The following is a 15964-nucleotide window of genomic DNA, read 5'->3' on the forward strand; positions in this document are numbered from 1 at the left end:
ATAACTACCGTCTTCGTTAATGGTTATGACACCAGATTCGAATTCAACTGTGCTACCAGCAAGATAGGTTTCACCATTTATCGCAAAATTAATGACACTGAGCAAAGAGTCAACATCAGAGTCATTGTCGAGAATATTGCCTGTTGCAACTTCACCTTCAGCAATTAAATTATTGTCATTTTCAACAACAGTTGGCACATCATCGTCACTGATAATAAAGCGTTGACTGAACTCAACGGAAGCTTGTCTAGTAACGGTTGAAGTTTCAAATCCAGCCGTTGCAAGTGTTTCATTGCCAGTACGTTCAACTGGACTAAAGCTAGTACCACCTTGGTTGCCTGTTGTTTCCCCTGCTGCAGTTTCAGGTAAGTCGATGGTTGGGTCTTCACCGGCTTCAATGAGGGCTTGAATTTGAGTAATTTCTTCTAGACCGGTTAAAGAGTTTACTGGTTCAGATTGGTTAGTCGGTTCAATTGGTGCAACTGAACCTGCATGAGAAAAAACGGTGCCATCATCAAAGGTAATGACAAATGAGAACTGCTCTTCAAATGCTAAAGTGGATTCGATTGGAATGATGTCGCCAGGTGATAAAATAATTGAACCGTGTTCCAACGTAATTGATATTTCACCGTCGGCACTTGAAAGAACGCCAGTCTTAGATGTTGTAAGTGAATCCATTCCCTAGCTCCAAACTAAACAAAGATGCAAAGCTTAAAAATCAATGAAAACATATACTTGCCTGTATCATGTTGTTCAAAGTGGTGTTTTAGTAACGCAATAGCAACAAGTCTAGCTTATCAAACTAACTCAGTCAATTTATTGACATATGAGCTTTTTTAAATAAAACCTTTATAAAACATAAGTTTAATTGTTTTTTATGTAGTGGAATGAGAGAGGCATGTAAGTTAAAATTTTATTTGTAAATAAAAAAACCTGCTGTTTTAAAAGCAGGTTTTTTTAAATGAGGTTTATTTGTTATGTTTTTGCAGCTTTACGATAGCAATATATCGCATTGGCATTATCGCCAAGTTGCTCATGAATTTGTGCTAGAGCAAGCCAAGCATCTTTGGTTGGAGAGATTTCACACACGGTTTGCCAATGATGTTTTGCTTGTTTTATGTCTCGTGTTTGTTGAGCCAATTTGGCTAAGCATTCATGGAATAACGCATTATCTTTTTGCGATGCTTCATGAGCCATTAATTGTTTGCGAATACTGTCATCATCTGCGTTAACTATTTCAGGCAAGCTTTGTAATAACGCATTTGAAATGCCTGCTTTTATCGCTTTGTTGAGTATTTTTATCGCATCAGCTTTACGTTGGTAACGGCACAATCCCATGGCATAAATAGTTAATGCTTCAGGTACTTTTTTCTCCGCATTTGATAACCAATGCCAACACTTTTCAAGCTCTGCTTCACTGTCTTTCATGGCGGTGAATAATAACGAGGTATTTGTTTTAAGTGTTAAGGCCTCTAATTCTTTCGCTTCAATTAACTTACGCTTTTTTAAGATGGGTAATAATAATTTAAGCGCTTGCCAGTCTTGTTGTTGAAGGTACAAATCTTGAGCAAGTATAAGTACGGGCGCTTTGCTTTTACTGGTTGGGTTAAGCGTATCGAGTGTTTCTCTTGCGTTGTTAAAGTCACCTTGTTGGAGTAAATAACGTGTTCTAGAGGTTTTGGCCGCGACATGTGCCAATGGGTCTTTAGCAACTTTTGCAAGGTATTCATCACGTTGTTCAATCTTATTTTGGTGTTGCGCAGCCCTAGCTGCAGCAAATAAGTTTAACGCTGGAATTTCGCCTTTTCCCGCCCCTTTTAACATGGCTTTTTCAGCCGCAGGCCAGTCTTCTTCTGCCAATGCTAATGCGCCAGTAAGGGTATGTTTTTTTGCCGCTTTTTTCCGCCATTGTTCGGGTAAATAGCGGCTATTAATTAATAGGTTTAAGGTAAATACAATTATCCATTCAAGCAGCTGTAATAGGCTATAAAAAATGATTAACCCAAAAATAGCAAAGACTAAACTGGTTTCAATTTGGTATTCACCAGCAGCAATATACACATGACCTAAGCTACCAACAAAAAGCGGACTGATGCATAAACCTACCAAAATAATAATCACATACGCTAAGGTCTTTATCATAGTGCTGAATCCTCATTTGGGATTAGCTCACCATAAGTAATTAGCTGTTGAAGCATCTTGGTGGACTTAAATTTGTGATGAGTTGTGTTTTCAATCGACAAGGTTTTCAATGCATTTAATGACTCAATAGCATCTTGCGTACCCTTATCTTCAAGATCGAAATACTGTTTTATCCAGGTTGTCGCAAACTCAATAGATTGGCGGTAATTCACTTGGTCGTAGTTATAAACGGCCAGTTGTGCTTGCAGTAATTTATTACGAATATTTTCGACTAAATACCATTGCTGATCTGGGGCTAATAGTGGCTCTAAATCGGTGGTGCGTTTACGGATAGTAATAAAGCTTTCGGTAATTTCTTGCCAAGTTTTAGCAAGGTTTGCTTGCCAATCTGAAAGCGAATCAGTAATCACGGTTTTTGAGGTGTCTTCACCGGCTTGTGCCTTGGCCCTATTTAACGGTAGCTCATCAAGCTGTGCGATTAAGGCATCGAGGGTATAAACCGTGCCGACAACATCAGTAGACTTTATCGATTTAGTGGCTTTTATGTCGTTAACCAAAGCTTGTCTTAAAGGCATTAACGCGGGATCGCGCATTGATTTAATGCGTTCATCAGCCGCTTCTAATAATCCTGTTGCGGTAAGAGGATCTTTTTCTAGCCACAGTTTTCGTCCTGCCATGCGCACTAGATATTCAGCTTCAGAGGCCATCCAATGGTTTGGACTGCGATTAGCTAAAACGGATACACGTTCTTGCATTTTTTTGGTTTGTTGTTGCAGCTGATTAAGTTGCTCATAAGCTTTAGTGTCGTTTTGTTGTAATGACTCTAATGTTTTTAAGCGTTGTTGAGTTTGAGACAATGCACTGCTTAAGGCTTGTTGTTTTTGCTGCGCTTGAGTTGTCTGGCTCGATAACTGTTGCTGGGCATGCTGATGAGTATCAGCTTGTTGTTGTAAGGTATACCAAATCCAAGCACAGGCTGCTATTGCCGTGATTGACAATAAAAAGACCAATACGAGAGTGAGTTTTACCCCAAAATGAGTGCTGAGCTTTTGGTTGTCTATCGCAGATAAATTGGAGGGAGAAGTCGGGCTTTCATCGACGGTTTCTGAAGTCTTTTCAGTGGCGTCGTTAGCTTCAACAGCAGGGGTTGCAAGCTTTTCATCAATGTCAGTTGATAAAGGTGATTGGGGCTTGTTGTTATCCATGAACAGTCCTTGAAGCAAAATAAAAATGTACTTGCGGCACAAGTTGTACGTCGAGGATTTTTAGTCGAATAAATTAGCCAATATGGCAGGTGTGCTAGCACCATTGGCATTGGTGACATACGACAAACCTAATTCATTTGCCTGTAATTTAACTCGCGTACTGGGAACAATGATATGACATGAGCGCAGCCATGCAAATAGTTCTTTTGGTAATAGATTCACTAAGTTCGCTAAGATCTCACCACTAGTCACGACAATGGTATCTATTTTAAAGTCTATCCAAGCTTGGTAAACGTCAGGTGTTTTATAAGCAATGGCTTGTCTAGTATAGGTTTCCCAATAGTTTACATTACCACCACGTTGGGTTATTTCTTGCGCCAATGTTTCACGTCCACCATTACCTCTGACAATAATAACCTGTTTTTGAGCTAATGAGGTTAACTGAGGTAAGGATAATAATCCTTCGCTGTCTTGGCTTGAGGTTGGCGATGGCGTTGCTTGCACCCCTAATTGCGTTAAAGCATCATGGGTAGCTTGACCAACAGCATAGAACTGACAGCTTTGTGGTAATGATTGGGCTAAAGGCTGTGGTAATAATTGCGCAGCATATTTAACAGCATTGGTGCTGATAAATATCATTATGTCAGTTTGGTCGATAGTTGGAGTTGGGAAGGGGTTATTTGAACACACCACTTCGATCATTGGAGTGACAAGGTGATCAATCTGACGCTGGGTCAGATGATCCACCATTTCTTGATTGCGGCCCGCAGGCCGCGTCAGCAAGACTTTCATCTATCTTTTATGCTTATTGATTGTAAACAGCATCTAAAATCGTTTTAGCACCGCGGCTCAATAAGTCTTCTGCTAATGACTGGCCTAATTCAACGGCGTTGGTTTTGTCACCTGCAACCGTGCCTTCAATTACTTGGCTACCATCAGGGTTACCGACTAAACCACGTAAGGTTAAGGTATCGCCAACAATTTCAGCATAAGCGCCAATTGGTACCTGACAACCACCTTCTAAACGAGTATTCATTGCTCGTTCAGCAAATACACGGTAGCGAGTTTCTAAATGCTCAAGTGGGGCAAGTAATGCTTTAACGCGTGCGTCATCAGTACGACATTCAATACCTACAGCACCTTGACCATTTGCTGGTAGTGAATCTTCAGCAGAAATAAAGCTAGCAATACGTTCATTTAGTTTTAAACGAATAAGCCCTGCAGCAGCAAGAATAATTGCGTCGTAGTCGCCGTTGTCTAATTTGCCTAAACGAGTACCAACGTTGCCACGTAAATCTTTAATCACTAGATCTGGGCGTGCTGCACGGATTTGACATTGACGACGTAAGCTTGAAGTCCCAACGACAGCGCCTTGTGGTAATTCATCAATGGATTTATAGGTGTTAGAAACAAATGCATCGCGTGGGTCTTCACGCTCACAAATCACTTCTAAGCCAAGTCCTTCAGGGAAATCAACAGGCACATCTTTCATTGAATGCACCGCGATATCTGCACGGTTTTCAAGCATTGCGACTTCTAACTCTTTAACGAATAAGCCTTTACCACCGACTTTTGCTAAAGGCGTATCAAGAATTACATCGCCTTTAGTACTCATTGGTAATAATTCAACCACAAGCCCAGGGTGAATACGCTCTAATTCAGCTTTAACAAACTCAGCTTGCCACATCGCTAGCGGGCTTTTACGTGTTGCAATACGAATAAGATTTTCAGACATGCCAATACTTTCCATCGAAATTAGGTAATTTCAATAATGCTAACATTGCCTTGTAGTTAATGTCACAAGTTGCTGAACAAATGTTTGAAGTGGAAACAGTAAAATGTGTGATCTACATCTCAATTACTGGCGTAATCGAAAATAAGTGTTAGGATGATCACGGTTTACTAAATTAGGTGATGTAGGTCAAATTTTTGTTGATCTGTAAAGTAAATCGCTAAATCCAAGGAAGAGATATTTGACTAAGTCATTAGATTGTAGCAATTTTCTCGCAATTTCAGAGAAACTGAATGAAACCCGGTTGACGCGGGTGCACCAAGTGTTGTCAACAGAGCAATCTGCGCTATTTGGTACCGTTGCGATACTGTTTCAATATAATCTGCATTATCTCCCAGGCTTTCATCATGCAGATACACCCGCAGGTATTGCGTTATATCAACCTACAACAACAGAGCATTCGCTTTACCAGCAGTTTTCATGGCCAATCCCTATCCATAAAATGACCGATAATTGGGCGTTTGAAGGCATTTATGCCATGGGCAGTACTGCAAGCTTTGGCCAAAACCCAAAAAGTGATGTTGATATTTGGTTGGTTCATCATCAAGATTTAACCACTGATCAATTGAACGCCATTGAACAAAAATCTCAACTTATTACCCAATGGTTTGCCAGTGTTGGCTTTGAAGTAAACTTTTACTTAATTCATCCAAAGCAATTTATTGAAACCAACTACCTCAGCGAGCAACACTCATTAGGTATTGAGCACAGTGGCAGTAGTCAGCATTGGTTGTTACTTGAAGAATTTTATCGTAGCCATATTCGTTTGGCGGGTAAAACTGTCGCTTGGTGGCCGCAGGCTTGTTTAACTGAATCTTCAAGCAACGTGTTGTTTTTAGGGGATATTAGTGCGTTACCAGCCAGTGAATATTTTGGCGCGTCGTTGTGGCAATTATATAAAAGCCTGCAAAAACCCCATAAGGCTTTATTAAAGGTATTGCTGTTAGAAACTTACACTGCACAATATCCACATAACAACCTGATTACCCAACAAATTTGGCAAGCTTGTTTAGATGATGACTTTTCTGCCTCAAATGATGCTTATTTATTTCTGTATCAGCGAATTGAAAATTATTTGGTGACTAAGCGAGATGTTCGGCGCTTAGAAATTGTCCGCCGTTGTTTTTATTTAAAATGTGGCATTCGGTTGTCAGACGTTAACGATAATAGCAGTGATTGGCGTACTCAAACTATGCGAGAGTTAGTTGAACGTTGGACTTGGCCTGACAGTTTATTATTGACGTTAGATAACAGTCCACAGTGGCATTCGGGGCAATTGAAATGGTTCAACCAGCAGCTTAACGAACTGTTATTAACCAGTTATCGCACATTGTTAAAATTTGCTTCTAAGCACGAGTTGAGTGACACCATGCGCGTTGAAGAACTTGGTTTATTAGCGCGTAAACTGCATGGTTATTTTAGTGATGATGAACATCAATTAGTGTCGCTAAATCCACTATGGAGCAGGCAAATAGCGGAATCTCAATTGACGGTTATTCATTCGCGTAAAAATAAACAATTTTATTTGTACCGTGAATGGGCAGGTAAACATCGGCTTATTGGCGAGTCAGCATTAGCCAATGCTGACAATGTTTGTGCATTAATGGCCTGGGCTGCAATGAATAAAATCGCTACAGCACAGACTTTGTGGCATGAGTTAGACCGCAGTAAAAAACGGGCACAAAAGCTCAATGGGCTTAGTCAACAATTAGTGAATTTAATGGCGCAGAAATCACCAGTCTCGAAACGTGACTTATGCCAGCCATGTTTCTTTAAAAAAGTAATTGTTGTGGCTAATTTACAACATGACCCCACCGTAAAGTGGCGTGGGCAAGAGGTGATGCTTGATTATATGAACGCCACACCTTTGTCTTTAGGGGTAAAGCAAAAAAATATGTTAGGTGATATCAATATCATTTGCTTAAACAGTTGGGGTGAATGGCAAAGTCATCAGTTTAATAATGATTGCGGCCTGCTTGATGCGATTTCTTATTTGGCATTTGGGATAAAAAATGCTCATCATAAAATTGATATTTCAGTCATCAGTTGTTCTGCTAAATTAAACAATCACCTTGAAGTACAGCTAAAACAAGTGCTCGTTGACTGTCAAAGCTTGGTGTTCCAAATTGGAGTGACTAATACCTTAATGTATCCATTGCAGCTCGGGTGTGATCGGTTTGGTTTGTACTTTAACTCTCGGGGGATGGTATATAAAAAGCTAGAAAGCCAGCCGTTTACCAAGTTTAAATTAGTGCCACAACCACAACCACAACGAATGCAGTCGGTATTGTTGTCTCGACCTGATTTAGGTGACGACCCTTTTTCAAGTATGCCAAGTGTTATATTGCAGTTTATTACCGCAGGGGCACAGCAATACTTTTTACGTCAACGAGCGCAAACATTGGATGTGTTTTTAGTTGATGAACAAAACCAGTTAACTCATACCGAACATCAAGATGTCACTATGACTCAATTAGTGGCGCAAAAAAGTCGTGAGTATGTGTTTCAGGCAGAAACGATTACCGACAAACATTATTTTAATATGCCGCAATTCTTCCATTTAAAGCGACGAAAAGGGGAGTTATGCGTGGTGCCATTTGGTATTAATGAGGATGAAATGGGATCGGTGATTTAATTATCAAAAATGCTGAAAACGAAAGCCCACTGAATGATTCAGTGGGCTTTTGCGTTATAAACGCAGGGTAATGCCGCCTTGCTTGGCGATAGAATCTAATACAAATGGCATAAATTCTAAATTATTACGGCTGTCTAACCACTTATTGTCGATAAAGCCAAAGTGGTAGCCACCCGTTTTAGTAGCAATCCACAATTCATGCAGTGGTTCTTGTTTATTAATTACAATTTGCGAATTGTCTTCAAACGTCAGTTGCAGCACATTACCACTTGCATTGATATCGACATCAGCGTCTTGTTCATCAATGGCAGTCTCGATGGCTGTCTCTAAGCTTAAAAACATTTCATCAGCGAGTCGATGAAAATCAGTATCTGTCATAGCCATGTATTTCTATCCTTTGCTTTCTGCGTGATGAATGCGATTATAAGTCCATTATGTGTCAGATGAACAGATGTTGAGAAAAATGAGACTGCTTTTATTATTTTTGCTTGTTAGCCTATCAATGACTGCTTGTGGTCAAAAGGGCGCGTTATATATTCCCAAACAACCTGAGGTGAATAAAGACGCCCCAATAAAAGACAATGTCACTGTGCCTACAAAAGAGCAGCAAGGTGACATTCTTCCTGCCCAGCAGCAATAAGCACACGTGACAATACAATAGTAATGGACAAACAGGAGTTGTACTTTGGATTATTTTGGTTATCAACAAAACGCACTATTTGCCGAAGATTGTCAGGTTGCAGAACTGGCAAAAACTCATGGTACACCGTTATATATTTATTCAAAAGCCACGCTTGAACGTCATTGGCATGCCTTTAATAACGCAGTAGCCAACCATCCTCATTTAATTTGTTATGCCGTTAAAGCCAATTCAAATATTGCGGTGTTAAATGTACTGGCTCGTTTAGGCAGTGGTTTTGATATTGTCTCCGGTGGTGAGTTGTCGCGGGTGATTCAAGCCGGTGGCGATCCCAAAAAAGTGGTTTTTTCTGGGGTGGGTAAAACGGTTGCTGAAATGGAGCAAGCATTAACTGTTGGTATTTACTGTTTTAATGTGGAATCGGCAGCCGAGCTTGAGCAGCTTAATACCGTGGCGCAGCGTTTAGGTAAAGTTGCCCCCGTGTCGCTGCGAGTGAACCCTGACGTGGACGCTGGCACTCATCCGTATATTTCAACTGGGCTAAAAGAAAATAAGTTTGGCATTTCAATGGAAGAAGCGGAAACCGTATTTGCTCGTGCTGCGAGTTTAGCTCACCTAAATGTGAAAGGCGTTGATTGTCACATTGGTTCACAGCTTACTGAAATTCAACCTTTTTTAGATGCAATGGATCGTATGCTGGCTTTAATTGATCGCTTGGCTGAAAACGGTATCAATATTGAACACTTTGACGTTGGTGGTGGATTAGGGGTGAATTACGACCAAGAAACACCGCCGCACCCTGATGAATATGCCGCAGCATTATTAGCACGCTTAAATAACCGCCCATTAACCCTGATATTTGAGCCAGGGCGAGCGATTGCAGCAAACGCAGGTATCTTTGTGACTCAAGTGCTGTATCTTAAAGAAAATAGCGATAAACGCTTTGCAATTGTTGATGGTGCGATGAACGATTTAATTCGTCCGGCGCTTTATAGTGCTTGGCAAAATATTATTCCAGTACAACATACTGACGCACCAACTTTTGCTTATGATGTCGTTGGCCCTGTGTGTGAAACCGGTGATTTTATTGGTAAAAACAGACAGCTTGCACCACAAGCCGGTGACTATTTAGCGGTGCGTTCAAGTGGTGCTTATGGTTTTACAATGGCCTCAAACTACAATTCTCGCCCGCGGGCAGCAGAAGTGATGGTCGATAAGCAGCAGCATTACGTGATTCGTCAGCGCGAAACCGTGCAGCAACTGTGGCAAGGTGAACAATTATTGCCATAGGCTGTGAGTTATTTGATGAGTAAATTAGGCGTTATGTCATCAATTGCACAGTCTTAATGAGTCATTATCTCACCTATCAACAGTCAGAGTTGATTCATTGTTTAAGCAGTGAATTGTATTATTGGGTAATTGATAAATATGGCATGCTTGGCATGCTATTTCAGTGTTAAAAGGAAGCAAGCTTGATCCACTTTACAAAAATGCACGGTTTGGGAAATGACTTTATGGTGGTCGATGGTGTCACCCAAAATGTATTTTTCTCACCAGAGCAAGTCCGCCGTTTAGCAGATAGAAATTTCGGTATTGGTTTTGATCAATTACTGCTAGTTGAGCCGCCTTATGATCCCGATCTGGATTTTCACTACCGCATATTTAATGCTGACGGCAGTGAAGTTGAGCAATGTGGTAATGGTGCGCGCTGCTTTGCTCGCTTTGTGCGTAACAAAGGCTTAATTCAAAAGCATAAAATTCGCGTGAGTACCTCATCCGGTAAAATTACCTTAAAAATTGAACGTGACGGAAAAGTTACGGTTAACATGGGGGTACCAATTACCGAACCAAGCGCGATTCCTTTTAAAGCCAAAAAAATGGAAAAAACCTATTTATTACTCACGCCTAAACAAACCTATCTATGCGGTGCGGTATCAATGGGTAACCCACATTGTGTGGTAGAAGTGGATGACATCGACAACGCCCATGTGGAAGAAGACGGTGCATTAATCACCCGTCATGAACGTTTCCCTAAAGGGGTTAATGTTGGTTTTATGCAAATTATTGACTCCGGCCACATTAAGCTTCGTGTTTATGAACGTGGCGCTGGGGAAACATTAGCTTGTGGCACCGGCGCTTGTGCTGCCGCTGTGGTGGGGCAGTTACAAGGCAAGCTTGCTCAACAAGTGAAAGTAGACTTACCTGGCGGTCAGTTAACCATTAATTGGGAAGGTGAGGGAAAACCGCTATGGATGACCGGCCCTGCAGAGCATGTATATGACGGACAAATTCAATTATGAGCAGTGATAACAATAACAATAATTCTCCCCGTTCGGGCATTATTGATGCGCCAGCAGCAGATATTAACTCACTTGGCACTAATTTGAGTTTTAAAGTAGACGACATTGATCAGCCGTTTGATGAGTTGTTATTACGAGAGTACTTGCTCGACAATCCTGACTTTTTTAATCGTTACCCTGAGTTGTTGCTTGCTATGCGAGTGCCGCATCATGAACGAGGGGCTGTGTCACTAGTTGAGCGTCGCCAACAAATGCTTAGTCAAAGAGTCGCACAATTAGAAGAAGAAATTACTTCATTAATGAACATTGCCACCCGCAATGAAGCTATTTTTGAATTTAACACCCAGCTTTGTTTTGACTTACTAGCGTGTGAAGATTTAGGCCAATTACGCCAAGTGCTTGCCGGGAGTTTAAAAGCTGAATTTGGCTTTAGCCATGTACGCTTAATTACAGTGCATGATGTTGACAGCGAGCTGGCTAATATTTGGCGTAATCGTATTCGAGACGATTACTATTTTGGCCGAATTACTCAGCTTGAAGCTAAGCGTTTGTTTGGTGGTGAAGTTGGTTCAGTGGCGTTAACCCGTTTATCTATGAGCCATAGCCAAGTCATATTTGGCATAGCCAGCACCGACCCTGCACACTTTAGACCTGAAATGGACTCATTACTATTTAGCCAAATAAGACGTATGCTTGACCACATGTTACCTAAGCTTTAATGAGGCTAAATATCTTGATCACGAGCTCACGGGTCAATCACCACAATAAAGTTCAGCTATGCTGAACTTTATTGTTATTAGTACAACACAGCGTTTATTTAAGCGCTAAACGAGATAATCCCATGGATTGGCAACTTGCCTTTAAAGAATACCTCAGCACTGAACGACAACTGTCAGCGTATACCGTGCGCAATTACTTGTTTGAACTGACTCGGGCGCAAACTTTATTGGGTGATGACATTGACCTCATTAGTGCTTCTGCTGAGCAAGTGCAAGGCGTGATAGCCAAGTTGCATCGTCAAGGGTTAAGTCCACGTTCATTGTCATTATGCTTGTCGTCGTTAAAGCAATATTATGGATTTTTATTGGCGCGCAAGGTCATTGAAGTCAACCCAGCGCAAACACTTCATGCGCCAAAACAAGCCAAACCATTGCCGAAAAATATGGATGTTGACACCATTAACCATTTATTGGCGATTGAGGGAGATGACCCATTATCGCTGCGTGACAAAGCCTTAATGGAGCTGTTTTATTCCAGCGGTATACGTCTTAGTGAATTAGCTGCCTTAAACTGCGCTGACATTGACGCCAATGCCAAGCAAGTGAAGGTACTAGGTAAAGGCGATAAACAGCGTATTGTGCCTATTGGCCGCGTTGCACTTGCTGCCATTGACCAATGGTTAGCTTGTCGAGACAGTTTACCTAGCCAAGATGCCGCTGATGCCTTATTTACCAGTACGCAAGGCAAGCGTTTATCGCACCGCAGTATTCAAGCAAGAATGAAAAAATGGGGCCAAGAACAAGCTATTGGCGTGAAAGTACACCCGCATAAGTTACGTCATTCATTTGCTACCCATATGTTGGAGTCGAGCCAAGATTTACGGGCGGTACAAGAGTTACTTGGGCATGAGAATTTATCAACCACTCAAGTGTATACCAGCTTAGACTTCCAACATTTAGCTAAAGTGTACGACGGCGCTCATCCAAGGGCGCGAAAACCGAAATAAACCAACATACAGTAATTTAGCTGCAAAACTGTTTGATAAAATGATCAATTTGGCCGTTAAAAGATACCGTTAAGAATGGAGTAACCCCATGATTTTTTATCAGCGACTGCGTCCGTTTCAGGCGATTAGCTTCGATCTTGATGACACCTTATACAATAACTACCCCTACATTGTGCAGGCTGAACAAGCATTATTGAAGTTTATGTCTAGTGAGTTTGATAAGTTGTCATCATGGGACGCTGCAACGTGGCGCAAGCTTAAAATTGGCGTCATTAAGCAAATGCCACATTTGGCTCACGACACCGGTGCGGCAAGATTTAATACCTTAAAGACTGGGCTTGAGTTAGTCGGTTATCAAGCCGATATTGCTCACCAAGGTGCACAAGCTGGACTTGAACATTTTTTGTATCATCGCTCAAACTTCAGCGTCGATGATTCAGTATTGGCAACCTTAACTAATCTAGCTAAACATGTGCCATTAGTGGGCATTAGCAACGGTAATGTCGACAGTGCACGTATTGGTTTAGCTAGCGTATTTGAGTTTGTACAGCATCCAGGTAATGGCTTAAAAATGAAGCCTGCCATTGATATGTTTAACCACAGCGCAGCGGCATTAGGAATAAAAGCCAGTGAGTTTTTACATGTGGGTGACAGTTACAAAGCCGACGTTCAAGGCGCAAGACGTGCCAATGCACAAGTGGCATGGCTTAACCCCGCAATGGGCAGAAAACCGAGAACTTGTGCAACAGGGCAGCTTCCTAACGTGTGCATTAATCATATTGATGAACTTGTGCAGTTAATGCATTTTGCAACACCAGCGCGATAGTAACATTGGCTACACTTGCTGTATTTTTCGAGTAAATTACCGCGGTAAACATAAAAAAATGGCTGACAATCACTGTCAGCCATTTTTGTTTTTAGCGCACCACCTCTTGTTATACAAGGGCGGTTAGCGACTAAGCTTGCTTCATTGCTCTAGCAAACAAATAGTTATTTTCAATGTCGATGTGCGCTTGTAAATCAGCGTCAAATTCTGCCAACGTTGCAAAACAAGTCTTCCATGTTTTGCAAGCGGATTCAGGTGCTTGGTAGTTGTTAGTCAATTTACGAATATTTTTTAAAATCTGCTCAGCTTCATTATGCTCGTGCATCATCATATTGATTGGGTTACCAATATGACCAAAGCAATTATTCATTTGTTCGCCAGTTTCCATTGCTTTAATGGCAGGGAATAAAATTTGCTCTTCTTTCATTAAATGCGGCATTAAATCTTCCATTAACGCTTTAACCCACATTTTTAGTGGCTGGAATTCAGCAACATCGTCACCGTGAACTTCAACTAATGTGTCAGTCATTTGTAAAAGTTGAGGTGCAGTTTGCCTAATATAGTCATGGTGTGTGGCTTCAATATGAGTGATGAGTTCAATGAAACTGGCCGCATTTTTATCAATTGTCATGGTAAGTCCTAAAGTGGCAAATAAAACAGATGCTTTAATACATGTATTTTATTTGCATCTTTTGGAGGGTGCCAATTAATAACGGGTAGTTTGCCAACTTGATCACATTAATAGTTGTTAATATACGCCCTATTGAGCACACGCTTCACCGTGTGTTAATGGAATTGAGAGCACTTTATTGCTTACTTGTTGGTTATTGAGCATGCCACCAATACGCAATAATTGTTGCTGATGACAAATTAAGCCTCGATGATCCATACTGCCTGTGGTTAATGGTGTGGGTTTGAGCCACTTTTTACTGGCGATATCGAACTTATATTGCCAAGGATTAGCCGCGCTTGGTTTGCCGTTATAACCAATACCGTTGTAATTATATGGATTATCACTGCCACCAATAAAGGTAATGACTCCAGCTTGTTTGTTGGCCACACCCGTGGCGGCCATGCGGTAATACGCCGTTGGTTTAGCACTACTTAATGCTGTTGTTGCATCGCCAATGTGTTTTGCATTTGGCATTGGCTTGCTAAAATGCGGCAGTTTTTGCCAGCTAATACGTAAGGGGTTTTTAGGGTTAATTTGGCCGTATAAACACACGGGTGAAGCTTGGTAGCTGCGCCTTTTTAATATATTGGCTTGTACTTTTACCCCATCGCACATCACTACGTGATTATCAATCATGCCTACCGCTTGACCAAATACCGCTGGCGCAGGCATTGGGCTAGCTTGGTGCCATTGATTGGTTTTAATATCATACACTTGCACTAAATTAACATTACCGTCGTTATGCCAGCCGCCAAACAAATATATAAAACGCTGTTGATACACGCCGGCGCTAGTGTCATCTACCGCAACGGGCATATCTGCTATGCGCTGGTATTGATTACTTGCTAGGTCAAACTGGTAGTTATCAACAGTGCTAATTTCTTGATGATCTTTTGCCACCGTATAACCACCAAACAAATAAGCTTTGTCTGCAACGCCTACCGCAGTGCTTGCTAAGCGTCCAGCTAACGGCGCAACAAAAGGTACCGGTTTAATGGTTTGCCACTGAGCATTTGGTGTGTCTAATTTTAAACTCCATGCGAGGTTGTGCACCGCGCGGTAATCTTTGTTTTTAGCTAAACCAGTAAATGACAACAAATAACTGCCTTGGTGATTAGTTATTTTGGCAACGGCATTGTTTGTGACCGCTTCAGGAAGTACTGGATAAATCGTTGCTGCTAGCGGAGCGCTGATAAGTAAACATGCCGCTAAAAGTAGTACTGCGTTCAATCGCATAAAGCATTCCTTGGTAATGAGTATTATTGGCGAGTATGGCAAGAAATATGCGTTGAATGGGGCGCAATTGCAATGGCTTTAATGCCAACGCCCAAACAGGGCGCAGATTTGTTTGACCAGCTTAACGTTCACATGGCTTGCATAGGAATTAGGCCGTTTCTTTATATGCAGATAAAACTCATTTGGATGATGACAGTGTTAAAACGTGGATTGCTCAGGTAAGTTATGGTTAACATTTGCACTAAAACAATGGGTTAGGGTTATCCGTTTTAGTTATCGTCGGCGGATATTCACGTCCTCATCATGGTCAGATCGGACTATTTATCGTGTGAAGGGGCAGATCGTCGGCCATAAAAATACCCATACTTAGTTAATATCAGTTTTAAAGAAGTAAACATGCCACCCATAATTAATATAAGCAACACGACTCAATTCTAATGTATGGCTTGATAGATTAAAGGGCGATTAACCAACCAAATTCAGCACTGATATACAAAAAAGTGCTAACTTGGTCGTTTATCTATTATTTGTATGAATTGAACACAGCCGAAAAACTTGATGACTATCAAGAATGAAAGATTAAGTGATTAAATCAGATAGGTAAGGCTAGGCGCTCAGCCATTTTTGACAGTTAGCAGCGCTTGGTCGTCGTTTACGGTCGACATGTTGACAATAGTCAGTCAGTGCTGGCAGTGAGCCAACCGCGCCTTTAAATAATGCCTCAAACTCGGTGGTGATTGTTAACCAGTTTTCTGCTGGTATGTTTAATCGGTCAAGAATATGCTGACT

The 15964-nt window shown here is 41.3% G+C and carries 15 protein-coding genes and 1 pseudogene; 7 read left to right on the plus strand and 9 right to left on the minus strand.

Translation table 11 applies throughout. The annotated features are described in order from the left end of the window. The 5 genes from G3R48_RS16680 to hemC form a co-directional block, all read right to left on the minus strand. The coding region (locus tag G3R48_RS16680; RefSeq protein ID WP_212593410.1) for a retention module-containing protein at window positions 1–678 on the minus strand (678 nt) is incomplete at its 3' end. Window positions 679–975: 297 nt separating this feature from the next. After that, window positions 976–2142: a heme biosynthesis HemY N-terminal domain-containing protein gene (locus G3R48_RS16685; protein ID WP_153666329.1), complete on the minus strand. Its 1167-nt coding sequence runs from the start codon at window positions 2140–2142 to the stop codon at window positions 976–978. Further along, the gene (locus tag G3R48_RS16690) at window positions 2139–3347 is read right to left on the minus strand and encodes a uroporphyrinogen-III C-methyltransferase (protein WP_153666328.1); all 1209 of its coding nucleotides are present in this window, start codon (window positions 3345–3347) and stop codon (window positions 2139–2141) included. The genes G3R48_RS16685 and G3R48_RS16690 overlap by 4 nt, the downstream gene beginning before the upstream one ends. Before the next feature lie 60 nt (window positions 3348–3407). Next, window positions 3408–4139 carry a uroporphyrinogen-III synthase gene (locus G3R48_RS16695; protein WP_153666327.1) on the minus strand — a complete coding sequence of 244 codons (732 nt, stop codon included), beginning with the start codon at window positions 4137–4139 and terminating at the stop codon, window positions 3408–3410. Between the two features lie 13 nt (window positions 4140–4152). After that, complete coding sequence (gene hemC / locus G3R48_RS16700) at window positions 4153–5082, minus strand: hydroxymethylbilane synthase (protein ID WP_153666326.1); 930 nt, start codon at window positions 5080–5082, stop codon at window positions 4153–4155. A gap of 238 nt (window positions 5083–5320) precedes the next feature. Between hemC and G3R48_RS16705 the strand changes: the two genes are divergently transcribed. After that, window positions 5321–7774: a class I adenylate cyclase gene (locus tag G3R48_RS16705; protein WP_153666325.1), complete on the plus strand. Its 2454-nt coding sequence runs from the start codon at window positions 5321–5323 to the stop codon at window positions 7772–7774. Window positions 7775–7828: 54 nt separating this feature from the next. Here the strand turns inward: G3R48_RS16705 and cyaY are convergent, their stop codons facing one another. Further along, window positions 7829–8158, minus strand: a complete 330-nt coding sequence (cyaY, locus tag G3R48_RS16710; RefSeq protein WP_153666324.1) for an iron donor protein CyaY — start codon at window positions 8156–8158, stop codon at window positions 7829–7831. 79 nt (window positions 8159–8237) lie between these two features. Between cyaY and lptM the strand changes: the two genes are divergently transcribed. From lptM to G3R48_RS16740, 6 genes are all read left to right on the plus strand, one after another. Beyond that, window positions 8238–8414 (plus strand): LPS translocon maturation chaperone LptM, encoded by a 177-nt coding sequence (gene lptM / locus G3R48_RS16715; protein WP_228497526.1) that lies wholly within the window; start codon window positions 8238–8240, stop codon window positions 8412–8414. Between the two features lie 45 nt (window positions 8415–8459). Continuing rightward, the gene (lysA, locus tag G3R48_RS16720; protein ID WP_153666322.1) at window positions 8460–9704 is read left to right on the plus strand and encodes a diaminopimelate decarboxylase; all 1245 of its coding nucleotides are present in this window, start codon (window positions 8460–8462) and stop codon (window positions 9702–9704) included. Window positions 9705–9886: 182 nt separating this feature from the next. Then, entirely contained in the window at window positions 9887–10714 is an 828-nt protein-coding gene (gene dapF, locus G3R48_RS16725; protein ID WP_153666321.1) for a diaminopimelate epimerase, read from the plus strand. Then, window positions 10711–11433 carry a DUF484 family protein gene (locus G3R48_RS16730; protein WP_153666320.1) on the plus strand — a complete coding sequence of 241 codons (723 nt, stop codon included), beginning with the start codon at window positions 10711–10713 and terminating at the stop codon, window positions 11431–11433. Before dapF ends, G3R48_RS16730 begins: the two co-directional genes overlap by 4 nt. 122 nt (window positions 11434–11555) lie before the next feature. Further along, window positions 11556–12440 carry a tyrosine recombinase XerC gene (gene xerC / locus G3R48_RS16735; RefSeq protein ID WP_153666319.1) on the plus strand — a complete coding sequence of 295 codons (885 nt, stop codon included), beginning with the start codon at window positions 11556–11558 and terminating at the stop codon, window positions 12438–12440. An 88-nt stretch (window positions 12441–12528) separates the two neighbouring features. After that, entirely contained in the window at window positions 12529–13266 is a 738-nt protein-coding gene (locus G3R48_RS16740) for an HAD-IA family hydrolase (RefSeq protein WP_153666318.1), read from the plus strand. A gap of 130 nt (window positions 13267–13396) precedes the next feature. Here the strand turns inward: G3R48_RS16740 and G3R48_RS16745 are convergent, their stop codons facing one another. The 3 genes and pseudogenes from G3R48_RS16745 to G3R48_RS16755 all read right to left on the minus strand — a co-directional run. Next, complete coding sequence (locus G3R48_RS16745; protein ID WP_153666317.1) at window positions 13397–13897, minus strand: hemerythrin domain-containing protein; 501 nt, start codon at window positions 13895–13897, stop codon at window positions 13397–13399. Window positions 13898–14026: 129 nt separating this feature from the next. After that, a complete protein-coding gene (locus G3R48_RS16750) occupies window positions 14027–15175 on the minus strand; it encodes a Kelch repeat-containing protein (protein ID WP_153666316.1) in 1149 nt (382 codons plus the stop codon). Window positions 15176–15781: 606 nt separating this feature from the next. Next, window positions 15782–15964, minus strand: a pseudogene (locus G3R48_RS16755) (transposase); the annotation flags it as partial.

The sequence above is a fragment of the Shewanella intestini genome (assembly GCF_018221465.1).
Taxonomy (GTDB): domain Bacteria; phylum Pseudomonadota; class Gammaproteobacteria; order Enterobacterales; family Shewanellaceae; genus Shewanella; species Shewanella intestini.

Coding starts and splice junctions, on each gene's coding strand:
- G3R48_RS16695 (WP_153666327.1), bottom strand. CDS start 4,139: ATGAAAGTCTTGCTGACGCGGCCTGCGGGCCGCAATCAAGAAATGGTG.
- cyaY (WP_153666324.1), bottom strand. CDS start 8,158: ATGGCTATGACAGATACTGATTTTCATCGACTCGCTGATGAAATGTTT.
- G3R48_RS16730 (WP_153666320.1), top strand. CDS start 10,711: ATGAGCAGTGATAACAATAACAATAATTCTCCCCGTTCGGGCATTATT.
- G3R48_RS16745 (WP_153666317.1), bottom strand. CDS start 13,897: ATGACAATTGATAAAAATGCGGCCAGTTTCATTGAACTCATCACTCAT.
- hemC (WP_153666326.1), bottom strand. CDS start 5,082: ATGTCTGAAAATCTTATTCGTATTGCAACACGTAAAAGCCCGCTAGCG.
- G3R48_RS16690 (WP_153666328.1), bottom strand. CDS start 3,347: ATGGATAACAACAAGCCCCAATCACCTTTATCAACTGACATTGATGAA.
- G3R48_RS16740 (WP_153666318.1), top strand. CDS start 12,529: ATGATTTTTTATCAGCGACTGCGTCCGTTTCAGGCGATTAGCTTCGAT.
- G3R48_RS16750 (WP_153666316.1), bottom strand. CDS start 15,175: ATGCGATTGAACGCAGTACTACTTTTAGCGGCATGTTTACTTATCAGC.
- G3R48_RS16685 (WP_153666329.1), bottom strand. CDS start 2,142: ATGATAAAGACCTTAGCGTATGTGATTATTATTTTGGTAGGTTTATGC.
- xerC (WP_153666319.1), top strand. CDS start 11,556: ATGGATTGGCAACTTGCCTTTAAAGAATACCTCAGCACTGAACGACAA.
- lptM (WP_228497526.1), top strand. CDS start 8,238: ATGAGACTGCTTTTATTATTTTTGCTTGTTAGCCTATCAATGACTGCT.